This window comes from Psychrobacter sp. JCM 18902 (assembly GCF_904846615.1).
In the GTDB taxonomy this organism is placed as follows: domain Bacteria; phylum Pseudomonadota; class Gammaproteobacteria; order Pseudomonadales; family Moraxellaceae; genus Psychrobacter.
On sequence record NZ_CAJHBK010000001.1, the window covers coordinates 1042457 to 1060237 of the forward strand.

General features: G+C 43.0%; 9 protein-coding genes. 3 read left to right on the plus strand and 6 right to left on the minus strand.

Going from position 1 to position 17781, the window contains the following annotated elements:
- Positions 1 to 74 precede the first annotated feature (74 nt).
- Complete coding sequence (locus JMY05_RS04315) at positions 75 to 974, plus strand: LysR family transcriptional regulator (protein WP_045448120.1); 900 nt, start codon at positions 75 to 77, stop codon at positions 972 to 974.
- Positions 975 to 1088: 114 nt separating this feature from the next.
- Here JMY05_RS04315 and JMY05_RS04320 read toward each other — a convergent pair whose 3' ends face one another.
- Entirely contained in the window at positions 1089 to 2270 is a 1182-nt protein-coding gene (locus tag JMY05_RS04320; protein ID WP_045448123.1) for an aspartate aminotransferase family protein, read from the minus strand.
- 47 nt (positions 2271 to 2317) lie between these two features.
- The gene (locus JMY05_RS04325; protein WP_045448126.1) at positions 2318 to 2509 is read right to left on the minus strand and encodes a DNA gyrase inhibitor YacG; all 192 of its coding nucleotides are present in this window, start codon (positions 2507 to 2509) and stop codon (positions 2318 to 2320) included.
- Positions 2510 to 2718: 209 nt separating this feature from the next.
- Between JMY05_RS04325 and JMY05_RS04330 the strand changes: the two genes are divergently transcribed.
- A complete protein-coding gene (locus tag JMY05_RS04330; RefSeq protein ID WP_045448129.1) occupies positions 2719 to 3396 on the plus strand; it encodes an SAM-dependent methyltransferase in 678 nt (225 codons plus the stop codon).
- Between the two features lie 155 nt (positions 3397 to 3551).
- Here the strand turns inward: JMY05_RS04330 and JMY05_RS04335 are convergent, their stop codons facing one another.
- Together JMY05_RS04335 and purD are read right to left on the minus strand one after the other, a co-directional pair.
- On the minus strand, positions 3552 to 4946 hold the full coding sequence (locus JMY05_RS04335) for an ABC1 kinase family protein (protein WP_045448132.1): 1395 nt from the start codon (positions 4944 to 4946) through the stop codon (positions 3552 to 3554).
- Between the two features lie 298 nt (positions 4947 to 5244).
- On the minus strand, positions 5245 to 6573 hold the full coding sequence (gene purD / locus JMY05_RS04340; RefSeq protein WP_045448156.1) for a phosphoribosylamine--glycine ligase: 1329 nt from the start codon (positions 6571 to 6573) through the stop codon (positions 5245 to 5247).
- Between the two features lie 457 nt (positions 6574 to 7030).
- Between purD and JMY05_RS04345 the strand changes: the two genes are divergently transcribed.
- A complete protein-coding gene (locus JMY05_RS04345; RefSeq protein WP_201614244.1) occupies positions 7031 to 11878 on the plus strand; it encodes an NAD-glutamate dehydrogenase in 4848 nt (1615 codons plus the stop codon).
- Between the two features lie 164 nt (positions 11879 to 12042).
- On the opposite strand, the gene JMY05_RS04350 is transcribed toward JMY05_RS04345, so the two are convergent.
- Together JMY05_RS04350 and JMY05_RS04355 are read right to left on the minus strand one after the other, a co-directional pair.
- Positions 12043 to 15996 (minus strand): AAA family ATPase, encoded by a 3954-nt coding sequence (locus JMY05_RS04350; protein ID WP_201614246.1) that lies wholly within the window; start codon positions 15994 to 15996, stop codon positions 12043 to 12045.
- Positions 15997 to 16100: 104 nt separating this feature from the next.
- Positions 16101 to 17663, minus strand: a complete 1563-nt coding sequence (locus tag JMY05_RS04355) for an exonuclease SbcCD subunit D C-terminal domain-containing protein (protein ID WP_045448135.1) — start codon at positions 17661 to 17663, stop codon at positions 16101 to 16103.
- Between the last annotated feature and the right edge of the window lie 118 nt (positions 17664 to 17781).

The window sequence follows — 17781 nt, forward strand, 5'->3', positions numbered from 1 at the left end:
AACGATAAGATAAATTAAGATTCGTTATAATGGTTAAGTTATATTAAAAACTGAAATGAAGTTTAGGTGAGAATATGTTGGATAATTTACGCGGTATGGCTGTGTTCGCCAGTGTGGTTGGACATGGCTCTTTTAGTGGCTCTGCTCGTGAGCTTGGCATTACAACCAGTGCCGTCAGTCAGCAAATCCGCTCATTAGAAAATGAGCTGGGCGTCGTGCTATTACACCGCTCAACTCGTAAGCTGAGCTTAACAGAAGCTGGCGAAAGCTTTTATGAAGCCGCAAAGGATGTGGTAAGTGCTGCTGAACAAGGGCGGATTAAGGTCAATCAGTTGCGTGATGAGTTGGCAGGCAGCTTACGAGTGGCGACAACACCGGAGCTTGGCGTTAATCATATTTTGCCGGCACTCTCTACGTGGATGGCGGCACATGATGATCTTAGCATTACCTATCTGGCAGACAACCACTATATTGACATGATTGATGAGCGGATCGATATTGCGATTCGTATGAGTCCATCGATTAATGATTCGAGCCTCAGCAGTCATCCATTGACTGATGTGCGCCAAATGTTGGTTGCTTCACCGCAGTACCTACGTCAACATACCAAACTGCAGACGCCTAAAGATTTGGCTGACCATCAGCTGATTTGTATTGAAATCATGAAAGATGCCAATCAAATTGACCTCATTCAAACAGAAACGGGTAAAAAGACGCGTACGAAAATGAATTCACGCATTTATACCAATAATGTCTTTATGGCGACCACCTTGGCAAAAGAAGGTCATGGTTTGGTTAGAATGATGGAAATGGACATCAAAAAAGAGCTTGAAAATGGTGATTTGGTCGAAGTGTTGACCGGTTATCAATTACCAAGTTTTGTACTATATGCTGTCACCTTAAACCGTGATCAACAGCCAGCCAAAATCACTCGCTGTTTAGAGGTGTTAAAAAAGTACTTCCATGCCAATTAGGTGACGTTTGAATAACGCACCGTAGAGAGGAGTTTAAAGCCTCCAAAAGCAAAAAGCCTATAGACATATTATCTATAGGCTTTTTTAGTGTTAGCGTTTAGTGTGACTAATCATTTAAAATGATGGTTTTAGCAAGTCAATCAAACGCTCAGCCACTTGTGTGCTCTCATCGCGGCTCATATTAAGCGGCGGTAGCAAGCGCACAACATGCCCACCAGTGACATTGATGATTAGCTTTTGTTCATCACGTGCACGCTCAACCAACTGACTACAGTCCATGTCTTCAGGCAAAGAGATACCAATCATCATACCTGCACCACGACTGCTGACTCCATATTGTCCTAGTGTATCGACCAGCGTCTCTCGAATAAACAGCCCTTCGGTCACGGCATTGGTCATGATATCACTGTTAGCCAATACGTCATATACGCTATGTACCACACGACTGGCTAGCGGCGTACCACCATAAGTAGAGCCATGACTACCAGCACCAAACAGGCCATTAGCGCGGCCACGTACCATACATGCGCCTACTGGAAAACCGTTACCCAAGCCCTTAGCCGTCGTCAATACATCAGGACGCGCATTACTATGTTGATAAGCGAAGTATTTACCCGTACGGCCATTACCTGTTTGCACTTCATCCAGCATAAATAGCCAGTTGTGGGCTTCACACTCTGCTTGTAGTTCTTCAAGATACGTAAATCCGTTGGCAGCAGTATTTAAACCCCCTTCACCTTGAATAGGTTCTACAAAGATGGCGCAAATTTCATCATGATCTTGCGCGGCTTGCTTAATCGCGGCAATATCGCCAAAGGGTACACGGATAAAATCCTCATCTAATGTATAAAACCCTTCACGGGCTTTTGGGTTGGCGGTGGCTGACAATGATAATAAGGTACGACCATGGAATGACTGCTCCATAACGATGACTTTTGGGCGTTTAAAACCTTGCTGATAGGCATATAGACGCGCCAATTTAAGCGCCGCCTCGTTAGCTTCAGCACCACTATTGGCAAAGAACACACTGTCCATTTGGGCGGCTGTACATAGTACTTCACCCGCACGCTCTTGCCAGTCGATACCGAATAAATTACTGGTATGTACTAAAGTCGCTGCTTGCTGCTGAATGGCGTCAGTCACTTGCGGGTGGCAATGTCCTAAACCGCATACGGCAATACCAGTCAGCGCATCTAAATAAGGCGTGTCATCTTTGGTGTATAGCCAGCTGCCTGAACCGCGTGTAAAGCTGATTGGCTGACGGTTATAAGTGGGCATCAGATAAGTAGCAGACATATAAAACATCCTTAAGATGATAAATTAGTTAAAAGAGAAGGTGTTGATTATAGCTCGTCAGAAAAAGGCGTGGTTTCTGCAGGTAAGGTATAGTCTTCATTTGCCCATGCACCTAAGTCGATAAGTTTGCATTGACTGCTACAAAACGGCTTGTATTTATTGTCTTGCCATGCTGTTTTGGTACCACAACGTGGGCAAGGATAGGTTGTAGGGGAGGTTTGGGGGGTAGATTCAGTCATGATAGGGGTGGGAGTATCCTCAATTTATTTGTATGATGAACATCATTAGCGAGCGGCAGTCGGTAATTGCATCTATTTTCATCTCGTATGCGCTTGATAGACTACGATAGCGCGTTACTCGCTGTCGCCATATTACTATTGAAGTGGATTGGCTATATAATAGCATGCGCCTGAATAATGGCAAAAGACAAATACTTTAAGGATAGTAGATGACCGATAATATTGAGCTTACACATCAGCAACAGCGAGCATTTCAACCAGAAAAGCTTTCAGCACCACGTGATTTTATTATGCCAAATATCATTCATGACAATAAAAGCGCTGTTCCTTTAATATTAGAAATTGGTGCAGGGAAGGGTAAGCATGCGCTTGGTTTCGCTGCGAAAAATACTGATAAGCATCTGATTGCGATCGAACGTACGCGTAATAAGTTTGACGCTTTTGCCAAACTGGCAGTGCTACAAGACTCGCCGAATTTAACTGCCATTCATGCTGATGCGATCGCATGGATTGTGCATGCCATTAAACCCAATAGCGTCAGTCAAATCTTCATACTGTACCCCAATCCTGAACAGCAAAATCCCAACCAGCAATGGCTAAACATGCCTTTTTTCGAGTTTCTATTGTCGCGATTGCAAGTAGGTGGAGAGGTGGTACTAGTAACCAACATTGAAGCCTATATCAATAATGCAGAGCAGCAAACAACCGAGATATGGTCGTTGCCTAATGAGCGCTATCAAGTCGCTGATGACAGTCAGCGTACGCATTTTGAAATAAAATATTTAGCCCGTGGAGAGGTATGCTGGGAGCTTAATGTGCGTAAGCCGGAGGGTTATAAAACTAGGTTTGATGAGTGGCAGGCAGATATTGTGAATCAAGTTAAATAGCCTAAGTAATAAATCAAAACCAATATTGCCAATAATAAGTGCTAATTTGTAACATATAAAATAGCCTAAGTAAATAAAATACTAAAAAATAAAACCGCCAAAAAAGGGCGGTTCAAAAATTACTTGCTATTGGAAAAAATTTTCTTCAATCAGAATTACAAATAAGGTTTTACTAAAGTATCCGAATCGGTATAAGCATCAAGCACCGTCAAAAAGGTGTAAGCACCAATAAATTTTCGACTAATAAACATAAATTCTTTTGGTGGTAAGTTAAACTCAAAAGACTGCATCGCTTTTGTAGCTTGTGTTGAGAGGCGAGAGTGAAGTTTGCTGTTCGCCCAAATATAACGGTGGTCCTTATCTAGACAATCGCTAGGAATATCAGGATTGGTCGCTGGATCACTAAACGGTTCGGTTGCCAATAAAAATAGTGACGCCATATCAGAGCGTACTTTATCACTCATACTATCAAAGAAGTCATAACCCGTCATCGCAAGCATCATCGCCTGATGGTCATGGCGGTAACCAGCTTTTAGTAAGCCATGCGCAATGGTCAAAAGGTTGTTATCAAATTGACGAATAGCACCAAAATCTAATAATACTAATTTATCGATATCGCCTTCATTTTCACTGACACGAACCAGATAATTACCAAAGTTGGGGTCCGTCTGCATTTCACCCCACACAAAAATTTCCTGCATCATGATTTCGATGGCTGCCTGACCAATAGCGTTACGACGCTCATGAGGTAATAATTGTAATGCCTCAGAAACTACGGTAATACCTGGCTCATAAGACATACAGAGTAGGCGTTTTTTGGAATAAGTGCGATTAATCTTGGGAACTATGTAACGCGGATCATTACTCAGGCGGTCATAAAACCGTTCTGTCGTCGCGGCTTCAGCTTCATAGTCCACTTCATGATGGAGTAGGTCACGTATCTCTTCGAACCAAGCATCGAGCGAACGGGTCTGCGGAACGATATTACTCACTCTTAATAGTTGCTTAAATAAAGCAAGATCTGAATTGATTGCATCAGCAACACCTGGATACTGAATTTTTAATACAACTTGCTCGCCAGTTGCAATCACGGTGGCTCGATGAACTTGCGCGAGCGATGCGGTACCTATAGGAACCGTATCGACATCTAATTCATGTAATTTTTCGCCCAATAATTGCTGCAGCGTTTGTTGCATGGTTGGCCATGATAACGTAGCGGTATCGTCATTGAGCGTTTGCAAGGCACGGGTGATTTCTGGTGGCAAAATATGTTCGCCATAAATCGCTAGCATTTGACCAATTTTGACGACCGAACCTTTTAGCTTACCTAGCTCTTCTGCGAGGTAGTTTGCTTGGGCTTCCATAAATACTTGGTTACGTGCTGTGCGAGCTTCTTTATTTAAGAACATGCCAGACACACTATTACCCGCCCAGCGGCGACCAATATTTAAGGAGGTTTTAGCAATCGACATTCGTCTATCAAACCCTGAGGTTTTTAAGTTATCGATGGATTGCTTGGTGCTAGAAGGTTTAGACGTATCATTTGCCATAAATATAATCATTCATCCAGTTGGTATTGATTTGTGGGTTCAAAACCTACAATACAAGGGAGATGCGATGTACGGGTACAAAATTGTATCATATAAAGCACATTTGGTTGATGAGCCTAAGCTTGCCAATAGCAGTTACTTTGTAAGCCGCAGTATATATTTGCAGATTATAACTTCGTAAAAAATAATATCAAAAAATAAGACCTAGCATGATGCTAGGTCGAATCATAAAAGCTAAGAGTAATTTGGTGTATCAGACTAAAACTGCGAAAAGCTCTCGCCTGAGTAATATTGATTTTTAACTGTTTTCACGAGCAATGGCATGATGACCAATATCACGGCGATACTGTGCACCATCAAAACTAATCGCACCTGTTACCGCAAGTGCCGCTTGCTGAGCATCTGAAATACTATCTGCAAGAGCAGTCACGCATAATACACGTCCGCCATTCGTCACCACTTCTTTTTCACGGTCTATGGCATCGCCATCAGAAAAAGCAGTGCCAGCATGGAAGACTTTGACAGCGTTGTCATTATTGTCATCTAGTTCTGGCAAGCCAGCAATCACATCACCTTTTGATGATGTTTCAGGATAGCCTTTTGAAGCAATGACGATACCGAGGGCAGGGCGGCTGTCCCACTGAGCATCACTGGGCAACTGTCCTGCTAGACCTTGTGCCACCAAATCTACCATTGATGATTGTAAACGCATTAAGATAGGCTGAGTTTCTGGATCACCAAAACGGCAGTTAAATTCGATCACATAAGGGTCACCTGCTTCATCAATCATAAGACCTGCATATAAAAATCCCGTATAAGGGTGACCAGCATTATTCATTGCATCAACCACTGGTTGAATGACTTGGGTCATGACTTTTTCATGGACATCTTGAGTGACCACTGGCGCAGGGGAGTATGCTCCCATGCCGCCTGTGTTCGGACCTGTATCGCCTTCAAAAGCCCGTTTATGGTCTTGGCTCGTTGCCATTGGCAAGATATTTTTACCATCAATCATGCAGATAAAGCTGGCTTCTTCACCTTGCAAAAATTGCTCAATCACCACTCGGCTGCCTGCATCACCAAACTTATTGTCCGCAAGCATGTCATCGATGGCCTCATATGCCTGTTCGATGGTTTCTGCAACGATGACCCCTTTACCAGCGGCAAGGCCATCGGCTTTGATAACGATGGGTGCACCTTGTTCATCGATATAAGCTTTGGCAGCTACCGCTTCGGTGAAGCCTTTATAGGCTGCGGTAGGGATATTGTTTTGTTCCATAAATTCTTTGGCGAAGGTTTTGGAACCTTCTAATTGCGCACAGTATGCTGTTGGTCCCCACGCTTGAATCCCAGCATCGCGGCAAGCATCAACGATACCAGTGACCAAAGGCGCTTCTGGTCCAACAATGACCATATCAATGGCATTGTTTTGGCAAAAATCGATGATTGCACTATGCTCACTAGCGTTCTCGTCAGTAGATATTAGTACAACGTTTTGGCATTTAGGTTCAAGCGCTGTACCAGCATTACCAGGCGCGACGTAGACATTATTGACCTTATCGTCTTTTGCACATTGCCATGCTAGCGCGTGTTCGCGACCACCTGAACCAATCACCAAAATATTCATCATACGTCTTGCCCTTAGCATTAAAGTTAATTATGAGTTAGCCACACACTCTCAAATATACTGGCATATTCTAACAAAAAAGTCGTACCGATTGCCATGAGTATCCACTTGCCAGCAATTAATCATTAATAAACGGAAAAACCTGTCTCATGAGCAAATGTTATCGACATGTTGCTGATTCATGAAATGATGTTGTACGCTTTAGCTGGCGCGCTATGTACGTTACACTTCACTAAATTAATGGTATTAAATCCCAATTGCGACATATTCCTAAAAATAAGGGTTAAAAAAGGAGAGAAACTTAAAATATCAAGAAAAAACAGAATAAATTGCGTAAATGGATATACTGCTCCGCAGCACCAATAATGTTTCACATATTTATGCGCTGCCATTAGTTAGTACGAATTAATAAACTTAAATAAATGATAAATTAAATCTATAAAAAAGGATGAAGGACATGCCAAACTCCCTCAGTATCGCAAAAGAGCGCATCAGCCAGATAAGCGATATTGCTACCAGTTATGTACAAAAAGACAAATCATTATTTGATCATTTTATTCATAGCTATTATCAGCCATTGCACGCAGAGGCAGCTGAGACTATCAGTAATGCTGACCTAGCGGGCATGGCATTACATCATTTTACGTTGCTTCAAGCCTATGATGGTAGCAAGCCACAACTGAAGGTGCTAAACCCCAAAGCAGAAGAGCAGCATTTTCATAGCTCACATACGGTTATTCAAATTGTTGCCTATGACCGACCGTTTTTAGTCGATACGATTTTGATGAGTCTTGAGTCTGAAGGTATCGATGTTCATCGTACTTATAACATCATTGTCAGTGTTGCACGTGATGATAATGGTCATATTACTCATGTCGAAGGCGCACATGAAAGCGCGACATCTCATTTGTCTTTGATTCATTGTGAAATTGCCTATCAAGATGATGAAGATCTGGCTGCATTACAGCAAATGTTATTGGCAAAAATTGATACGCTAGATACAGTCGTTGGCGATTGGAAGCAGATGCGTGCGCAGTTGACGGATATCAAAGCTGAGCTATCAAACAAGCCGCTGCCAGAAGTTTTTTACTCGCAGCAAGAAATACAAGCATTTTTAGATTGGATATTAGACGATCATTTTATATTCTTGGGTTATCGTGAATACCGTTTGGAAGGCGGTCAGGCTGTCGAAGTGAATGCTGAACCTGCTGATTTAGATTTATTCGCCATTGGTAATAGCGGTCTTGGTCTATTACGCGGTGCTGAAGAAGATAAACTGTCAGAAAGTTTTAGCCAATTGCCAAAAGTATTAAAGCAACTATTGACTGAACCGCGAGTGTTGATGTTGTCCAAATCAAGCCGTGTATCGCCTGTGCATCGTCCCGTATATATGGACTTTTTGGGTATTCATAAGTTTGATGACAACGGTAAACTGGTTGGTGAATATCGATTTATTGGTCTATTGACCTCACAAGCGTATCAACTAACAGTACAGCAAATTCCGCTATTACGTGACAAAGCCAATAAGATTATGGCGATGGCAGAATTGCCGCGTGACGGTCATGCGCACCATAAAATGATGCATGTGATTAACACCTTACCGCGTGACGACCTCTTTCAAGCCAGCGTTGAAGAGCTATATCCTATTGTTTCTGGTATCAGCCAGTTGCAAGATAAAAAGAGCCTGCGCCTATTCAGCCGTGTGGATCATTATCAGCGCTTTGTCTCATGCTTGGTCTATATCCCGCGCGACAAGTTCAACACCGAGCTACGTATCAAAGTACAAAATGTCCTAAAAGAAGCCTACGGTGGCACATCATCAGGGTTTACCACAGAATTCAATGAATCAGCTCACGCACGTGTGCATGTCCATGTGCGTACAGTGCCAGGTCAAGTGAAAGATGTCGATACTGCTGCACTTGAAGCCAAACTATCTGCTTTAATGCAATCATGGAGCGACAGCTATCAAAAGATGCTGCTGGATAATGTGGGTGAGCAACAAGCCAATGCTTTAAACCGTCGCTTTTTAAATTATATCCCTGCGGCTTATCAAGAGCGTTTTGATGCCCGTACTGCGGTTGAAGACACCAAGCGTTTGGCTGTATTGACAGCAGAACAGCCGATGATTTGGCATTTATACCAATCAACGGGCGACGCAAGCAATCAATTACACCTAAAACTGTATGGTCGTGAACAGCCTGTTATTTTGTCTAAGGTCCTGCCAATCCTTGAAAACTTTGGTGTGTCTGTCATTTCAGCACAAACCTATGAGTTTGATTTGCCAGAGCAGCCCATTTGGATGCAAGAGTATGAGCTAACACTAGAGCATGTCGATACTGTCAATATGCAAGTGGTGCGTGGTCAGTTTGAAGACAGTCTCAAGCAGATTTGGGCGGGACATGTTGAGAGTGACTCCTTTAACGAGTTGGTATTGACGACCAATTTAGACACTTATGATGTGGTGGTACTACGAGCATTGTCACGTTATATGATGCAAGCGAAAGCACCATTCTCTAGTACGTATATTCAGCAAACGGTAGTAAAAAATAGCGACATTAGCGTGGCGCTAGGTAGTCTGTTTGATGCCCGTATGAACCCTAAATACAGTGAAGATGAACGCACAGAAAAAACCGCGCAGATTCAACAGCAAATCACGGCGGCATTGGCAGGTGTGGATAGCTTGGATGAAGACCGTATCTTGCGTTGGTATTTAGATTTAATTAACGCCATGGTACGCACCAACTTCTATCAAACCGATAGCGATGGTCAGCGTAAAGATCGTTTATCGTTTAAGTTTTTGGCAGCAGATATTCCTAATCTGCCAAAACCAAAACCGATGTTTGAGATATTCGTGTATTCGCCGCGTGTTGAAGCCGTGCATTTGCGCGGTGGTAAAGTGGCTCGTGGTGGTCTGCGTTGGTCAGATCGTATGGAAGATTTCCGTACCGAAGTGCTTGGTTTGGTCAAAGCACAAATGGTTAAAAATGCGGTGATTGTTCCTGTTGGTTCAAAAGGCGGTTTTATCGTCAAAACCAAAACCATGGCAGATGGTCGCGACGCATTCCAAGCCGAAGGCATTGCTTGCTATCAAGCATTTCTACGCGGCATGCTCGATGTGACGGATAATATCGTTGATGGAAAAATTGTCCCGCCAGCCAACACCGTGCGTCATGATGAAGATGATCCGTACTTAGTGGTCGCGGCTGATAAAGGAACGGCTAGCTTCTCTGATATTGCGAATGCCTTGTCTGCTGAATATGATTTCTGGCTCGACGATGCCTTTGCTTCAGGTGGCTCGGTTGGTTACGATCACAAAGCCATGGGTATCACTGCACGCGGTGGCTGGGAGTCGGTCAAACGCCACTTCCGTATGCGCGGCATGGACATTCAAAACCGTGATAACTTTACCGTGGTTGGTATTGGTGATATGAGCGGTGACGTATTCGGCAATGGTATGCTGCTATCAACCCATACCCAGCTGGTCGCCGCATTTAACCATCTACATATCTTTATTGATCCTAATCCAGATGCTGCTGCTTCACACGCAGAACGTGCCCGCTTATTTGACATGCCGCGTTCGACGTGGGATGACTATGAAAAGTCGCTTATTAGCCAAGGAGGTGGCGTTTTCTCCCGCCAAGATAAGAGCATCACGCTCAGTGCTGAGATGAAACAGCGTTTTGATATCGCTGAAGATAGCATGGCACCCAATGAGTTAATCAGTGCGTTGTTAAAATCGCCTGTTGACCTTATTTGGAATGGCGGTATCGGTACTTATGTGAAAAGCGTGAATGAGAGCCATGCTGATGTCGGCGACCGTGCCAATGACGCAGTACGAGTCAACGGCAATGAGCTACGTACGGCTATCGTTGGTGAAGGTGGTAACTTAGGCTTTACCCAGCAAGGGCGTATCGAATATGCACAAACAGGCGGGCGCATTTATACCGACGCTATCGATAACTCAGGCGGCGTAAACTGCTCAGATCATGAAGTCAATATCAAAATTCTACTTGGTAAAGTGGTCGAGCAAGGCGACATGACTTTAAAGCAGCGTAATGAGTTGCTTGAGAGCATGACTGATAGCGTGGCAGAGCTGGTATTGCGTCAAAATTACCTTCAACCACAAGCCATTGAGCTTAGCCACATTCGTGCGGCGGCTAACTTAAGCGATCATCAGCGTTTTATTCAGATGTTAGAAGGCGAAGGGCGTCTTGATCGGGCGATTGAATATCTGCCATCAGATGAAGAAATTGCCAAACGTCAAAAAGCAGATACTGGCTTGACCAACCCTGAGCTGGCAGTTGTCATGGCTTATGGCAAAATGTGGGTGTATGACAACTTGTTATCATCAGACTTGCCAGATGATGCGTACTTTATCAATGAGCTGCGCAAGTATTTCCCTGATGAGCTGGCGACGCGTTTCTTTGATGAGATGACTGAACATCGCTTACATCGTGAGATTATCAGCACCTATTTGACCAATAGTGTGGTCAATCGTTTGGGCATTGAAGCACTGTTCCGTCTTTATGAGGAAACAGATCAATCGCTGGCGACCATCGTACGTGGTTATGCGATTAGCCGTGATGTCTTCAATGTATCAAAAGCTTGGAACACGCTTGAAGCACTGGACAATCAAGTCGATGCTACATTACTGCTAACTCTTGAACTACGTCTACGTGACGCGCTTGAGCAAGGTGTGGTTTGGTTTATCAATGCCTTTGGTCAAGAATTACAAGTCGCTGACATGATCAGTCGCTTTAGCGATAGTGTTGAGAAATTAACCAAATCAGGCGGCTTTATTGAGCAACAATTTGCAGAATACTTGCAAGAAGATACTACTAGCCTGATGCAGAATGATCTGTCTAATAGTGATGCCGCGTTGTTTGCGATGCTGCCTTATCATGTTGATGCACTTGATGCCGCACTGCTCGCTGAGCAATATGAGCGTCCTGTTGATGAGATTGCAACGTTGTACTTTGATGCCTATCACGTCTTGCAGTTAGATTGGATGATGGACAACATCGCAACGTTACCACAGCAAGACTACTGGGATCGCCGCGCACGCCATGCGTTGATGAACGAGCTGTCACGTAGCCTACGTCTACTGATGGATGCCATATTATCTAAACCAGATGCAAAGCAAGCGTTTGGTGAATGGCGTTCACGTCACTTGGATCATCTGGAGTCTGTCACCACAGAGATGAGCAAGTTAGATAATCTGCATAGCAATGATGAAAATGGTCAAATTGGTCTTTCAACGTTGTCAGTATTGATGAGTGAGCTAAGCAGTTTGGTAACCAAGTAACTAAACTAAGCAACTAATCATTCAATAAACAACAAGATAAAGATCTTTTCAAAAAAACCACCGTTAATTAATAACGGTGGTTTTTTATTGTCTGGCTAAGCGTAATAAGCGTAAAAAGTAATCAACGGCGTGATGCATGCTCGACTCTTGATGACCGCTTTAAATTACGAGGCTTTTTCATTAGTAATATTGACCACTCGGCGACAGCCTTGGCCACTGATTTGACTGAAACCACCCGAGATTTTTTCAACCTTGATTTGAGTCAAGATGCGATCTTTTAAAGCCTGTACGTGAGAGATAATACCAATAAGCTTACCTTCTTGTTGTAAGCTCGTTAAGGTATCGAGCGCAATATCAAGCGACTCTTCATCAAGCGTACCAAACCCTTCATCCAAAAACAGTGAATCCACGCGAATGTTGTGACTCGCCATCTGCGATAGCCCAAGGGCGAGCGCCAAGCTGATAATAAATCCTTCGCCGCCCGATAGGTTTTTGGTACTGCGAATATCACCGCCTTGATAGTTATCAATCACATTAAGCTCAAGCGGATTACTGTCATCATGAATGAGCAAATAGCGGTCACTCATTTTTTGCAGTTGCGTATTGGCATGGCTAATCATGACCTCAAACGTTAAGCCTTGGGCAAAGGTACGATATTTTTTGCCATCAGCAGAACCAATTAACGTATGTAGCTGCTGCCAAACTTGTAGCTTTTGTTTTTGTTCATCGATTGCAATCAGCTGTGTCGCCTGTTGCCCTTTTTGGCTGTCGTTATCCTTAAGCTTTTGGTCAATCGCGCCGATTTTTTGACTTAACTCATCGATATCCGTCTGTATTTGATGATGCTTGCCAGCAAGTGTTTCTCGGTCTTCATCTGTCATAGGTGTGGCAAATTTTTGCTCTAATGCTTGCTGGGTACTATTTAAATGCAACTTAGCCTGTTGTAGGGTATTATCAATCGCTAGTTTACGTATATGTAATGCCTCACGCTCTTCTTTAGGCAGACGCGCACTCAAAAAATCTGCTTCATCGGCGAACTTTGACTCTGCGAGTAAGTTAGTAAAAATACTGTCCTGTGTATTTACGGTAGTAGTCGCCAACTGTCGCTCTTTGGCTAGCTGTTGCTCTCTGAGCTTTAATTGTTCTAAAGATTGCAGTACAGAATCTAGCTGTCTTTGCGCTATGATTTGTTTGGCTTTAGCCTCATCAGCAGCGCTGCGTAACTGGTTTTCTTCATAATCTGTATCTTTATCTGCGAATAGCGCTTTTCTAGCTTTCTTTAATTGTTCGATATCATCAGTTTTATTATCAATTAATGTCTCTAATTCATTGAGTGCTGTCTCATTATTGGCGAGCTGTGCTTGCTTACTCTCAATATTCGCAGTCAGGCTGCTCAGCGTATTGGTGAGTTGCTGTTGGCAGCTACTTTGCTCATGATGATATTGCTTTAACTGCTTCAAAGCATGACGTTGTGCCCGCAATTGGTCAATATGCTCATCATAATTTGCGCTTGCTAATACTGTTTGCTTATGAGTACTTTCAATGAGTTGCTGCAGTGCGCCTTGAACGTCAGTCGCTTTGAGCGCTATCGTTAAATGCTTCTCGTATTTAGCCGTTGGGTACTTACTCACCAAAGATGAAATATTGGTCATTATGGGTATGAGTTCAGAAAAATTAGTGGCAATCTTATCTTCGACACTTTCAATTTTTTGAGCATTTAGCTTGATATCAGTCGTCAGATTATTAATGTCGCGACTAAGTAGCTGTTGCTGCTGTTCATCGGCTTCGATGGCAATACTGAGCGTTGCAGCACTTTCAGCTAGGTTGTCATATTTGACGACTATCGTTTTAAGAGACTGTTTATGCTCAGTCAGTTTGTGTTTGATGATGCTTAATAAGGATAAGCCCTGATCAATATGAATATCAGTATCGTTGTTAATCTGCGCAAGTGGATCGATAATTGCCACAGTCGATTCCGAATAACTATTTTCAGTGTTAAATAGCGAGGAAAGGTTAGACTGAATATCAGCGTGTAAAATTTTAGATTGCTGCTGCAAGGGCGCTAACTGCTGCTGTTGATTATTGATGGCTTCTTTTTTGGTGGCATGGTCGATATGATGTTTAGATAAGATCTGCTCAAGATTATCAATAGCGATCTCTAATTCAGCTATGTGCTGCTGAGTTAATTGCGCCTTAGTCTGTTTTATTGTGGACGACTGGTTTTGGTCGTCATTGGCGTCGGTATTATTATTTTTGCTACTAGGGTCTAATAACGGATGCTGTTTACCATAAGGATGCTCATGTGCGCCGCAAAGCGGGCAGGGCGACCCATCCTCTAGCTCTACTATATAATCTTCAAGCTTAGCGACCTTTTGTAGTAGATGTAGATGCTCTTGTTTCTCTTGCCTCTTGAGCTTAGCCTCTTCAATATTTATCTTGTGACTGTCAATCAAACCTTCTAAAGTCTTAAGCTCTTGATTCAGTTTGGGTAACGTTGCATTGATGTCTTTAATTTGGTTGGTACGCTCAGACAGCTGTTCTAGCTTACTATGGGCTTGCGCAATCTGAGTGCTTATTTGATCGATTTGCTCTTGCTCGCTACGCATATTAGCAATGGGCTGGTTTTGAATGAGTGTGGCTTGCTGCTGTTGTACGCTGGCAAATTGCTCGCGCTGCTGCGTTATCAATAATTTCTCTGCACCTTGCTGCTTATATAACTTATCAAAATCAGTCTGTAGCATGCGGGCTTGATTACTATAAGCAAGTTTATCCGCTGTTAGATTGGCATTATCTTCCAACAGCGCCATTAATTGGCGACAGCTGTTATCGAAGGTCACCATATCTGTATCGAGATCGTTTAGCTCTTGGTAATCGCGAAAGTACTTTTCTACATTGCTAAGCTGAGTCTGAGTCTTTTGCTCTGTTTGTTTGTAGTCAGCTATATCTTGACCTAATTGTTGAGTGTTACTAACTAATACCTCTTTACGCTGATTATCGCTCGCTAAAGAATAAGAGTGCTGTTTTATCTCAGTATTCAACTCACGCGTCTTTTTGATAATAGGCAAAGTAGCATGTAGGCTATCTGTGGCTTGCTTTGCAATGGTATTGATAGAGTTTAAATGGGTATTGGCGTGTGCCAGCGCTTCTTGCTGAGTTGGAATCTTATTAAGCAAATCTTGCTGCTCAACCTCTAACTGCTTAACCAAATTTCGGCTGTAGCTAAGCTCACGGAAATAGCTATCAATCTCTAAAGCCTTATTAGCGCCATCTAAACACTGCGCTTCTGGAATAAAGGTTTGCTGCGTATGCTGTGCCGCTAAAAAATCGGTCTGATAGGTCGAGAGATTTTGCTGTAGCTGCTGAACGCTATCCAGCCATTGTAACTGTTCACTCAGGGTTTTAAAGGTTTGGCGCTGTGCGCTCTGCTGTTGGTTAAAGCGCTCTAAATCTGCTACCAGTAGTTTTTCGTCTTCAATATTTAATAACGACAAGCTATTCACGCCTGCCTGTAGTTTGTCAAGCGCTTCTTCCTCAAAGCGTTTCTTTTCATGAACGTTTAACGATATTTTGGCATAAATAGCAGTACCCGTTATTTTCTCTAAAATCGCGGCTCTATCGCCGATATCAGACTTTAAAAACGCGGCAAAACTGCCCTGTGCGAGCATGATGGAGCGAGTAAATTGATTGAAATCCATGCCGATGAGGTTTTGTATATAGGCAGAAGTTTTGGACTTCTTCTCTTCTAAAATCTTGCCGGTCTGCACCTCACTAATCTCATGCTTAATTGGTAATAAATTGCCCTTGGCTTTTTTGTGGGCACGATGTTGATACCAGTAGCATTGATAACGCTTGGAATCAATCTCTATAATGACTTCTGCTGAGCATTCACCTGTACCTTGAGTCATGATCTCATTCGTTGAACCAGTGATATCACCCAATCTCGGCGTTTGGCTATAGAGTGCTAAGCAAATCGCATCCAATATGGTCGTCTTGCCAGCCCCCGTTTGCCCAGTAATGGCAAAAATACCTTCGTTAAGAAAAGCGGGATCACTAAAGTCAATGTGCCATTCGCCTTTTAAGGAGTTGAGGTTTTTAAGTCTTAGTTCTATTAGGCGCATGGCAGGGTCTTATTTTTTATAGGTAGTAATAAAAAGGGCAATAATGAGAAATGAAGCTATTATTCTAGCTAGCTTCGATCAACAGCGTTTATGATTACATAATGCTATTCAGCTTGAGTATCTTCATGACGTAAGTTATAAACGATTTGATCATAGGCGTCACGCAAAGATGATTTTTGCTCATCAGGAATATCATGAGCAATCAAGCAACGCTCGAATACTTCTTGCTCATTTAAATCTTGTAGCGTCTCAGAGATCTGTTGTTGATTTAGTACTTTATTATAGGTACGAGTGTTTTTGATTTTTAACACCTCGCACGGCAAATTATCTACCATCGTTTGGATGTGCTCACGTAACTCGCTGATAATCTCCTCACCCGTATAAATAATTTCGAGCCATACAGACTCTGTTGCATCAAGAGATTGAATGACTTTATCTATAGCCTGATTAAGGCACTCCAAATCACCTGAAACTTGTGCTAACTTTTGAAATTTTGGAATAGGGAGGGAGATTACCTGCATCTGCGTCAAATTATCGCGATGCAATATTTTGTTGGGAGTATCGAGACTGTTAGTCATTGATTGGTTGTTTTGATCCCGTTGATCAGGGATGTTTTCTGTAGCAGCAGTTTTGGTCACCTCATTATTTTCTGATTGCTCGTCAAAACCAAACAAGTCATCCATAAATTCCGTCGTCTGACTGGCTGCTTTCTTAGCAGATTTTTCAATCGGGGTAACGGTATTGGTCAGCTGAGGAATACTGCTTTCAATTGTATTGTTTGAGGCTGACTTTTGACTGCTAATGTCATTTGCTACTGCACCAAACTGTACCAGTAATACTTGCTTTTGTTGCTTAGCCTCACCAAATCCCATCGCGATTGGCGAGCCTGAATAGCGAATGCTCTCACGACCACCGACACGCTGTGGCACGTGCAAATGTCCAAGTGCAACGTAGTCAAAACTTTCATCGAACATGTCAGCAGAAATCTTACCGAGTGAGCCGACATAAAGCTCACGTACACCATCGTCTTCAGTAGTGGTGCCACCGGCTGCAAATAGATGCCCTGTAGCAATGATGGGAATGTGACGCTGGTATACTTCAACTAATTTAGCTTTCTTCGCTTTGGCAATGCTAGCCACTTCATCGTAATGAGCACGAATGCCTTTAATGACATTGGCATCTTTGCTATCAGCCGACTCGCCAGCACCACTACTACGGACATCACGATCACGCAAATAGGGGACAGCCGCAATAATACAATGCGGGTTTCCATTTGTATCGTCTAACACCAATACTTCATCGTTTAAGTCTTCACAAGCGGTACCGATAACATGGACGTTTAAAAACTTGAGTACATTGCTTGGGGCATCCAAAAATGTCGGTGAATCGTGGTTACCTGCGACGATGACGACATGTTGACAGCATGATTTTGAAACTTTTCCTAAAAATTCATAATATAGCGCTTGAGCTCTATTACTTGGGGTCATGGTGTCAAAAATATCACCAGCCACGATTAATATATCCACTTTCTGCAGGCTAATGGTGTCTTGCACCCAACCTAAAAACGACTCAAATTCGTCATAACGCATTCGCCCATAAAGCCTGCGCCCCAAATGCCAGTCGGAAGTATGGAGGATAGTGAGAGGTTTGGTAGTAGATACAGGCATAATTGAGTTTCATGATGGATAAAAGACATCGATTATTCTAGCAAGAATTGGTGCGATTTGCTTTGCTATAAACTTACCAGTAAAGCAAAGTAGATACGAATGGGTAGTGACATTTAGC